Origin of the sequence: Pseudomonas sp. IPO3749, from assembly GCF_013386605.1 — a bacterium.
Taxonomy (GTDB): Bacteria; Pseudomonadota; Gammaproteobacteria; order Pseudomonadales; family Pseudomonadaceae; genus Aquipseudomonas; species Aquipseudomonas azotoformans_A.
The window spans coordinates 48,935-58,646 of the sequence record NZ_JACARN010000039.1 but is presented as its reverse complement, the minus strand read 5'-3'; the positions used below and the strand labels follow the sequence as shown (position 1 = coordinate 58,646).

8 protein-coding genes are annotated in these 9,712 nt (G+C 57.9%); 2 read left to right on the top strand and 6 right to left on the bottom strand.

Translation table 11 applies throughout. The features are described 5' to 3' along the window. Positions 1–108: 108 nt before the first annotated feature. The 6 genes from ltrA to HX812_RS16310 all read right to left on the bottom strand — a co-directional run bounded on the left by ltrA (position 109) and on the right by HX812_RS16310 (position 7,473). A complete protein-coding gene (ltrA, locus tag HX812_RS16335; protein WP_071534438.1) occupies positions 109–1,800 on the bottom strand; it encodes a group II intron reverse transcriptase/maturase in 1,692 nt (563 codons plus the stop codon). A gap of 1,034 nt (positions 1,801–2,834) precedes the next feature. Beyond that, entirely contained in the window at positions 2,835–4,481 is a 1,647-nt protein-coding gene (gene groL / locus HX812_RS16330) for a chaperonin GroEL (protein WP_016975515.1), read from the bottom strand. Positions 4,482–4,531: 50 nt separating this feature from the next. Beyond that, positions 4,532–4,828: a co-chaperone GroES gene (groES, locus tag HX812_RS16325; RefSeq protein WP_016975516.1), complete on the bottom strand. Its 297-nt coding sequence runs from the start codon at positions 4,826–4,828 to the stop codon at positions 4,532–4,534. Positions 4,829–5,075: 247 nt separating this feature from the next. After that, a complete protein-coding gene (locus HX812_RS16320) occupies positions 5,076–5,552 on the bottom strand; it encodes an FxsA family protein (RefSeq protein ID WP_038848696.1) in 477 nt (158 codons plus the stop codon). Positions 5,553–5,618: 66 nt separating this feature from the next. Continuing rightward, on the bottom strand, positions 5,619–6,350 hold the full coding sequence (locus tag HX812_RS16315; RefSeq protein WP_038848694.1) for a HugZ family protein: 732 nt from the start codon (positions 6,348–6,350) through the stop codon (positions 5,619–5,621). Positions 6,351–6,465: 115 nt separating this feature from the next. After that, on the bottom strand, positions 6,466–7,473 hold the full coding sequence (locus tag HX812_RS16310; RefSeq protein WP_038848692.1) for a DUF481 domain-containing protein: 1,008 nt from the start codon (positions 7,471–7,473) through the stop codon (positions 6,466–6,468). A gap of 145 nt (positions 7,474–7,618) precedes the next feature. Between HX812_RS16310 and HX812_RS16305 the strand changes: the two genes are divergently transcribed. Together HX812_RS16305 and HX812_RS16300 are read left to right on the top strand one after the other, a co-directional pair. Next, positions 7,619–7,981: an MGMT family protein gene (locus HX812_RS16305; RefSeq protein ID WP_038848690.1), complete on the top strand. Its 363-nt coding sequence runs from the start codon at positions 7,619–7,621 to the stop codon at positions 7,979–7,981. Between the two features lie 43 nt (positions 7,982–8,024). Then, a complete protein-coding gene (locus tag HX812_RS16300) occupies positions 8,025–9,557 on the top strand; it encodes an AmpG family muropeptide MFS transporter (RefSeq protein ID WP_038848687.1) in 1,533 nt (510 codons plus the stop codon). Positions 9,558–9,712 lie beyond the last annotated feature (155 nt).

The following is a 9,712-nucleotide window of genomic DNA, read 5'->3' as shown; positions in this document are numbered from 1 at the left end:
CCTATTTCAGGACTAGACACCGGGTAAGGCTGGCTGTCGGGTAAGAAACGGCCATTACTGACCGTCCCTCCCCTAAGAACTGTACGTGCGAGTTTCCCCGCATACAGCTCAAGCCTTTGTAAGCCCTTTCTCAGTTGAAAGAGCCGGTGCCGCACTGTGTAACTGTCGATGACAGTTGGGATGCAACAACACCAGATTGCCCAGCTCGTCGCATCCGCCCTTGTGCCGCTCGATAACATGGTGAATGTTCCACCCGCTTTCGAACGTAATCAACTGCTTGCACATCGGGCAGCGCTTGCTCTGGCCAAGCCACAGCGTCAGCGTCTTCCGCTTCCCCTCGTCCGAGCTTCGCCACGCATATTCCAGCCGTTGCTCGAAGTACATCTCGTCCTCTGGGGCGTATGGGTTAGCCTCCGCCTTGATCTTGGTGTGCCGCTTGATCGGCGTATCGCTGGCGTACAACAAGTGGAGCAGTTTGCCGCTGGGGTGTAGCCCGGAGAATACCCAACTACGTGTTCCCACGCGCTTGAAGTATTTTTCCTTGATCCAACGTTTGCAGCGATTCAGATGTCGCCGCCTGCACCATCGCCATAGCAATTTCCAGATCCTGTAATCCACGTAGTTGAAGGTCTGCTTGGCGACAATCGGCCGATGATAATTGGCCCAACCCCGAATAACTGGATTGAGCTGCTTGATCAACAGGCTGGCCGGTGCCGCTTTGTTCGCTTCAACCAACGCCTTAACCTTGGCCAGAAATGCTTTCACGTTCTTGTGGGCTGGCTTTATCAGCAGCTTGTCACCGTACTTGCGAATATTCTGACCGAGGAAATCGAACCCATCCGATACATGCGTGAACAACGTTTTCTCCACCGCAAGGCTCAACCCCCGCTCGGCCATGAAGGCTTCGACGAGTGGCTTCACCTCGTTTTCCAGCAGCTCTTTCGAGATGCCGGTGATGACGAAATCATCTGCGTATCGCACATAGTTGACCTTGGTCTTGTAGCTGGCTTTGGTATTACGCTGCCCGAACCGAGATTCGAGCTCCTTTTCCAGTCCATCAAGGGCCAGGTTGGCCAATACGGGCGAGATGATCCCTCCTTGCGGAGTTCCCGCCCCTGTCGGATTCAATCGACCGGATTCCAAATATCCCGCTTTCAGCCATTTCCTTAGAACCACTTTGTCCATCGGGACGTTAGTGATCAGCCAGTCGTGACTGATGTTGTCGAAACATCCCTTTATATCGCCCTCCATGACCCACTGCGCAGAATGCTTGCGACCGAGATTGACGAACAATTGCTCGATTGCATCTGCCGTGGAACGGTGAGGGCGAAAGCCATAGGAATTTCGGTCGGCTGTGGTCTCAGACACCGGTTCAAGTGCCAGCAGGTATAACGCCTGCATCGCTCGATCCAGCATCGTCGGAATCCCCAGCGGTCTACGCTGGCCATTTGCTTTGGGAATGTAAATCCGCCGCAGTGGCCGGGGCTTGTAGCCCCTGCGCTCTAACCGAAAAACTGCCTTCCATTTGCTTTCAGGCGTGCTCCAGGTTTCCCCATCGACGCCGGGAGTCCTGCGACCCCGGTTTTCAGTGACCCGTTTAACCGCCAATACCTTGGCGGCAAACGAGCGAACCAGCATACGCTGCAAGGTTTTCACCTGCCGCCATTGCTGATTCTTGGCTGCCTTCGCGATCCGTACCTGTAGCCCTCGCACCTGTCGATGACCTGTTTCCCAGTCTATCGAATGCCAACTGATGGCCAGATGGGAGGACGCAGGTACTTCTATTTCAGACGCACTCATCTTGCTTTTCCTCCAGAGAAGATTTCCCCAGAGGGCAGTAGACGCACGTCGCCCTTGTGGGGGAGTGAGTACACTGCCCCGCAAGGGATTTCTATGAGTTAGACGCAGCCGGTCAAACCGACAAACGTCTGTTCTTGATGGCTTTACAGGCCTTCTCGCGATCAAAGACCAGTCGGAAGTCAGCACCGTTTCCAGTCAGGGCAGAGCCCTTATCCAACCCCATTACAGGGAGGCATTCGCTTTTTCCGACATCCTCTACCCGCATTTTCAACAGTCTTCCTCACGGTCGACCTGCCTTGCCATACAGGCCAATGGCGAAAATACGGGCTTACCGAGTTCCATAACCGTCACAAGGATGGGTTAGGCCCTGCCTATTCACCGATGACTCAATGTCAGCGTGCCCCCAGATGTAAAAGGGACAACCAGTCATGCACCATTTTGGTCAAAGCCTATCAGCAACTTTGGCTCCATGCGGTTGACGGTGTTTATCAGCAGTTCACTTACGTTGGCCATACCAACCAGCCTAGCGTCTCACCCGCGTGTTGCTCGCAGGGTCTGCATGGTGCCTCGCGGCGACCACACACCACAGAATCATGGGACTACATTGTCAGGAAGCTTCGCACCCCGCCGTTACCAGCGACGCACTATCCCTAGGCTACTTTTGGCTGAACAAAAGGTCTCGCGCCCCTCTACCTTGCGGTTTCCGGGTGAGACAATGACAGCTATGGCTTGCGCCCTATAGATAGGAGCAGGCCAGCTCTTTGGACACGATTTCCCATACCTCCCTCGCAGTGATTCAAAATCTGCAAGCTCAGTACGCATATCGTTCTGATGATTTCCAGAGAGAAAATCACGATATATAGGCGACATTACGCCGAATTCTAAGCACCTTGTGAGTGCCGGAAATCCGGGTTTTGACGCCCGGACTTCGGGTTTTTTAAGCTGTTTCTGCGGGAAAGTGATCACCGGTTCAACCGGTGATCACCTAAGATGTAGCCCGCTAGGTGCTTCTACCTATAGCGACTCTCGTCGCACTACATCATGCCGCCCATGCCACCCATGCCGCCCATGTCTGGCATACCGCCGCCAGCCGAGCCTTCAGCCTTCGGCTTGTCAGCGATGGCCACTTCGGTGGTCAGCAGCAGCCCAGCGATCGAAGCAGCTGCCTGCAACGCGGAACGGGTCACTTTGGTTGGGTCCAGGATACCCATCTCAACCATGTCGCCGTATTCGCTGGTGGCAGCGTTGTAACCGTAGTTACCTTTGCCGTTCTTCACTTCGTTGACCACAACACTTGGCTCATCGCCGCTGTTGGAAGCGATCTGGCGCAGTGGGGATTCAACGGCGCGACGCAGAACTGCGATACCGACGTTCTGGTCAGCGTTGTCGCCTTTGAGGTCAACCAGCGCTTCCAGAGCACGGATCAGCGCAACGCCACCGCCAGGTACCACGCCTTCTTCAACGGCTGCACGGGTTGCGTGCAGGGCGTCTTCAACGCGGGCTTTCTTCTCTTTCATTTCAACTTCGGAACCGGCGCCAACCTTGATTACTGCTACGCCGCCGGACAGCTTGGCCAGGCGCTCTTGCAGTTTTTCACGGTCGTAGTCGGACGAAGTCTCGGCAACCTGGGCGCGGATCTGGGTGATGCGAGCCTGGATGTCCTGCTCTACGCCAGCACCGTCAACGATGATGGTGTTTTCTTTGGAGATGGTCACGCGCTTGGCACTGCCCAGGTTTTCCAGGGTGGCGCTTTCCAGGCTCAGGCCGATCTCTTCGGAGATAACGGTACCGCCAGTCAGAACAGCGATGTCCTGCAGCATGGCCTTGCGACGGTCGCCGAAGCCTGGAGCCTTGACGGCTGCAACCTTCACGATGCCACGCATGTTGTTCACTACCAGCGTCGCCAGGGCTTCGCCTTCAACGTCTTCGGAAACGATCAGCAGTGGGCGGCCGGCTTTGGCAACGGCTTCCAGCACTGGCAGCATTTCGCGGATGTTGGAGATCTTTTTGTCAACCAGCAGGATCAGCGGGCTTTCCAGCTCGGCAACCATGGTTTCTGGCTTGTTGACGAAGTACGGGGACAGGTAGCCGCGGTCGAACTGCATGCCTTCTACAACCGACAGCTCGTTTTCCAGGCCAGTGCCTTCTTCAACGGTGATCACGCCTTCTTTGCCGACTTTTTCCATGGCTTCGGCAATGATGTCGCCGATGGAGCTGTCGGAGTTGGCAGAGATGGTGCCTACCTGAGCGATTGCCTTGGTGTCAGCGCATGGCTTGGACAGGTTTTTCAGCTCGGCAACAACAGCGATGGTCGCCTTGTCGATGCCGCGCTTCAGGTCCATCGGGTTCATGCCGGCAGCGACGGCTTTCAGGCCTTCGTTGACGATCGACTGAGCCAGAACGGTAGCGGTGGTAGTACCGTCGCCTGCATCATCGTTGGCACGGGAGGCAACGTCTTTGACCAGCTGCGCGCCCATGTTTTCGAAACGGTCTTCCAGTTCGATTTCTTTGGCTACGGAAACGCCGTCCTTGGTGATGGTCGGAGCGCCGAAGCTCTTCTCGATGATCACGTTACGGCCTTTCGGGCCCAGGGTCGCTTTTACTGCGTCAGCCAGGATGTTGACACCGGTGAGCATTTTCTTGCGGGCGGAATCGCCGAATTTAACTTCTTTAGCAGCCATGATCGATAATCCTTAAATACTTTGGAGTAACGGGAAAATGAGCGGGAAAATTACGCTTCCAGTACGGCGAGAATCTCGTTCTCAGCCATGACCAGCAGGTCTTCGCCGTCAACTTTCACAGTGTTGCTGCCGGAGTAAGGGCCGAATACAACCTTGTCACCGACTTTAACGGCCAGAGCACGCACTTCACCGTTTTCCAGGGTTTTGCCTGGGCCAGCAGCGACGATCACACCGTGGTTGGCTTTTTCAGCAGCCGAACCTGGCAGAACGATACCGCCAGCGGTTTTCTTTTCTTCTTCGCTACGACGGATTACGACGCGGTCGTGCAGAGGACGAAGCTTGCTCATTGTCGATCTCTCCTAATTGTGTTTTTCATCGGCCGGTGTCAATACCGGCGGGTTGTATTCCGGCTGCGCCGGTCGCGCCTCGCCAAGCAAGACGCGGAAGTCTGTCTGGTGTCGCCACCAGAAACCTTGCGGTGACCGTTACATAAGGGCGCATAAGCTTATTACAAGGGGCCTCGGCGTAATTTTTTTGCGTGTGCCGACGGCTCAAAGCAACACGGCACCCAGAGGTGCCGTGCCAGTGAAGCGGTTATTTGCTGTCGCGGTGTTCGAACTCGCCTTCGATCACATCGCCTTCACGCCCCAGCGGCTGGCGCGGGGCCGGACCGCCACGGGGTTGCAGGTCGTCGGCGAACGCACGCTGGCGAACCGCAGCCTCTTCGGCGCGCTGGCGCATCTTGCCGGCCAGCAGTTTGCGGGTGAACGGCAGCAACATCACCAGGCCCACCACGTCGCTGATGAAACCCGGCAGGATCAACAGGCCACCGGCCAGGGCCATCATCAGGCCTTCGAGCATGGTCTGGGCGGGCAGTTCGCCGCGATTCAGGCTTTCACGGGCACGCAGCGCCGTGGCCAGGCCGGCGACGCGCAGCACCAGGACGCCGAGCATCGAGCCGAGAATGATCAGCAACAGGGCCGGGAAAAAGCCGATCGCACTGCTGACTTGAACGAATACGAACAGCTCCAACACCGGGAACAGCAGAAAGAGCAACAAAAAAGGGCGCATCAAATGGTTCCTCAACGCAAGAATGCCTTGCCAGTCCACCTTAGATGACGTCGCCGTTTCGTGAATTCAAGCGTCAGCGGCTTCTTTTTTCGGCCAGACCTGGGCGTGAGCCAATGAAACCAGGGCTTCGCGTACTTGTGTCGGCGTGTTGCAAGACTCCGCAAACGGCAACCAATATAAGGATTGGCCTATACGCAAGTGCATGCCTTCGCTGTCGATGCCGGCCAACTGGGCAGGCTCGGACGTCGGCAGGCCGGTGAGGTCGACGTAATGGGCAATGGCCTTGGTGTGATCGCTGTTCATGTGTTCGATCATGCTGCGCTCGGCCTTGCCCGCAAACGGGTTGGCCAACGTCAGCTGGTCGACCCAATGAATCGCGCCAAAGCCGCCGATGTAACGGTGACGCACCGGGTTGAGTACCCAGAAATCGAAGTCGTGGGCCTTGTGATAGTTGGCTGAATCGGGGAAATAGCGGTAATAACGCTCGGCAGCCGCCTCGATGACAGCGCCCTCCTCCAGTTTTTCGGCTTCGGCCAGGTAGGTCAGGCGGCCGACGGCCTGCACGTCATCCGCCTCGCGCTCACCCACCAGCAGCGAGCACTTGGGGTCTTTCTGCAGGTTGTGGGTGTGCTGGGCAATGCGGCTGATCAGGATCAGCGGGCGGCCCTGCTCATCCAGGCAATACGGCACGACCGAACCGAAGGGGAAGCCAGGCATGGCTTTGGACAGTGTGGAGAGAGCCCCACGGTATTCCTTGAGCAACAGCTCTCGGGCGTTCTTGGCAACCTGTGCGCTCAACGTATGACTCCTCGGATAATCAGCCGCCCACGGCCTATAGGGCCTATGGGAATGAATCTCAACGCAAGGTAATCATTATCGGCAAAGGTTGCCAAGCAGGTTTTGTTCGCCCGTGTTACCAGGCCACACCGAAGCCTGCGGTGTAGCGGGTCTTGCTCAGGCTGCTGTCGGAGTCGCCACTGATGATGTCGCGCTCGGCCTTGAGGTTGAGCGAAGCCCACTCGGTGACTTTGTAGCGCAGGCCCATTTCTGCATCCAGCGAGTATTCGGCCGGGCCGCCGATAGGCTTGCCCACTTCGCCGTTGGTGAAGAACTCGACGGTCTTGCCCACCAGGTAGCGGTTGTAGTTCCACTTCATAGCCAGGGAATAGAAGTTGTCCTTGCCGCCGTCGGCATATTCATAGTCCGTGCGGTTGACCAGCGAGCCCAGGGAGAACGCGCCGAGTTCATCGTCCCAGAACTGATAGCCCGGGCCGGTACCGACGGTGCGTTGGCGGGACAGGTCTTCAACCTTGTCGCGCTTGTAGGTCAAGCGGCCCTGCCAGAACCAATGCTCGGTCAGGAAGCGGTCGAGGTCGTATTCCAGGGCCCAGTTATCGGTGGTGGTGACATCGTCCTGGAACTCGCGGTTGTACTCGCCCTGCCCGGTATGACGCCATTGACCATGGCGGGCGGTGGTCTTGAAGTCGATGTCGTAGTCGTTGGTGTCTTTGTCGGCGCGTTTATAGTCCAGCGCCATGTCCACATTGCCCTTCCACACCAGGTCTTCGACTACGGGCTTGGGCTTGATGATCTGTTGGATACTGGCCAAATCGACGGTCTTGGGCGCTTCACCGTTGGCGAGCACGACTTTGCCGTCATCTGCCGCCTTGAGGGACTTGGCCTTCTCGCCGGTGTAGGCATCCTGCTTGACCAGCAGCTCCTGGTCACTTTCCAGGGTTTTCACCTGCTTCCAGTCCACCGGAATGGCACCTGCGTAATCGGTCTGGATCAGCAGCTTGCCACCGTCGAAGACCTTGATCTTGCCGGTCAGGCGGTCACCGTTCTTCAACCAGACGGTGTCAGCCAGCAAGGGCGTGGAGGCGCTGAAAACAGCGAGGCACAGCAGGGTTCTGGACAACATAAGCGGATCGGGAGCTCAAGGTTGGCGAAAAGGGGCGATTATCGTGTTAGATAGCTAGGACTGACTCAAGGATTTAAGTTGAGTTCAATTCTCATCAACACACTTACAGACCTTTCCTACAATTGTGCCGTCGGTATCAATGGATATGCCCACCGTGAATCAGCCCGCTGAAACGCCACAAAGCCCCGCCGAAATGCGCCGTACCGCGCTGTACCTGACCCTGGCTCAAGTGCCCGCAGGCTGCGTGGTGAGCTACGGCGAGCTGGCCCACCTGGCAGGTCTCGGTCGTGCGGCGCGCTGGGTCGGCCGTACCCTGAGCCAGCTTCCCGAAGACACCAAGTTGCCCTGGCACCGCGTGCTGGGTGCCGGTGGTCGGATAAGTCTGCCGGTGGGCAGAGCTTCGGGTGACGAACAGCGGGCGCGTTTGCGCGATGAAGGTGTCAATATCCTGAACAATCGCGTTGATATTCAGCGCCATGGCTGGCGCCCGGTAGAGCACAGCGGTTAGAGTGCGCGCTTTGTTTCCGCAAATCTGAGGCAGACTCCAGCCCATGCCCCGTAAAACCTGGCGCGCCGCGCTCGCTGCCTATGCCAGCCCCTCGACGTTGGTCCTGTTGTTGCTCGGCTTTGCCGCCGGCCTGCCTTACATGTTGGTGTTCTCGACGCTTTCAGTGTGGTTGCGTGAAGCCGGTGTGGCGCGCGAGACCATCGGCTATGCGAGCCTGATCGGTTTGGCGTATGCCTTTAAATGGGTGTGGTCGCCGCTGCTCGACCAGTGGCGCTTGCCGTTGCTCGGCAAACTGGGGCGCCGTCGCTCCTGGCTGGTGCTGGCCCAGTCGCTGGTGATCCTCGGATTGATCGGCATGGGTTTTTGCGACCCGCAGAAACACTTGTCCTGGCTGATCGCTATCGCTGTCATCGTCGCCTTCGCCTCCGCGACCCAAGACATCGCGGTCGACGCCTACCGCCTGGAAATCGCCGACGACAGCCGCCAGGCTGCGTTGGCCGCCAGCTACATGTCCGGGTATCGCATCGCCGCCCTGCTCGCCACGGCGGGTGCGCTGTTTTTTGCAGAAGGCTTCGGCTCTACCGGCTTCAACTATAAACACTCGGCCTGGACCGGCACCTACGTGCTGTTCGGCTTATTGATGATCCCGGCGCTGCTGACCACCCTGTTCATGCGCGAACCCAATGTACCACTGCGCACCCAACTGCAGGCCGGGCGTTACAGCTTCGTGCATCAGCTGGCATCGGTGTTCGTACTGATCGTGTTGCTGGTGTCAGTGCCGGCGATGTTTACCCAGCTGTTCAACACCGATTTCGAAAGCGTGCTGTTCCACGGCATGAGCCTGTGGGACTTGCTCATGGAAGACCGTGCGTTCCTGCGCGCCATCCTCTATATCACCCTGACCTCCCTGTGCCTCTCGGCCATGGGTCGGCGTGGCCTGGCGCCGGTGCTGACGCCGGTCAACGACTTCATCCTGCGCTACCGCTGGCAGGCGTTGTTGCTGCTGGGGCTGATCGCCACCTACCGCATGTCCGACACTGTAATGGGCGTGATGGCCAACGTGTTCTACATCGACCAGGGCTTTACCAAGGACCAGATCGCCGGGGTCAGCAAGATCTTCGGCCTGATCATGACGCTGGTCGGCGCCGGCATGGGCGGCCTGCTGATCGTGCGTTTCGGCATCCTGCCGATCCTGTTCATCGGCGGCGTGGCCTCGGCCGGCACCAACCTGCTGTTCGTGATGCTCGCTGACATGGGCCCGGACCTGCAGATGCTGATCTTCACCATTTCCCTGGATAACTTCAGTTCAGGGCTGGCGACCTCCGCTTTCGTGGCCTACCTTTCGAGCCTGACCAACCTGAAGTTCTCCGCCACCCAATATGCGTTGCTCAGCTCGATCATGCTGCTGTTGCCGCGCCTGATCGGTGGGTATTCGGGGGTGATGGTGGAGAAGTTCGGCTATCACAACTTCTTCCTGATCACCTGCATGCTGGGTGTGCCGACGCTGGCGCTGATTGCGCTGCATTGGTATCAGGAGAATCGGCGGGCGAAGTTGAATCCCCAGGCAGAAGACTGACCTGTGAGAGCGGGCTTGCTCGCGAATGCGGTGTGTCAGTCGCTGGAGATGTTGACTGATCCTACGCATTCGCGAGCAAGCCCGCTCCCACAGACCCCTCTGCATTCTGATGCCTGTACTCCAGCAGCCGGCGCCCGTACAATCCAGAGTCATTT

Coding starts and splice junctions, on each gene's coding strand:
- HX812_RS16305 (WP_038848690.1), top strand. CDS start 7,619: ATGCCCACCGTGAATCAGCCCGCTGAAACGCCACAAAGCCCCGCCGAA.
- groES (WP_016975516.1), bottom strand. CDS start 4,828: ATGAGCAAGCTTCGTCCTCTGCACGACCGCGTCGTAATCCGTCGTAGC.
- ltrA (WP_071534438.1), bottom strand. CDS start 1,800: ATGAGTGCGTCTGAAATAGAAGTACCTGCGTCCTCCCATCTGGCCATC.
- groL (WP_016975515.1), bottom strand. CDS start 4,481: ATGGCTGCTAAAGAAGTTAAATTCGGCGATTCCGCCCGCAAGAAAATG.
- HX812_RS16300 (WP_038848687.1), top strand. CDS start 8,025: ATGCCCCGTAAAACCTGGCGCGCCGCGCTCGCTGCCTATGCCAGCCCC.
- HX812_RS16310 (WP_038848692.1), bottom strand. CDS start 7,473: ATGTTGTCCAGAACCCTGCTGTGCCTCGCTGTTTTCAGCGCCTCCACG.
- HX812_RS16320 (WP_038848696.1), bottom strand. CDS start 5,552: ATGCGCCCTTTTTTGTTGCTCTTTCTGCTGTTCCCGGTGTTGGAGCTG.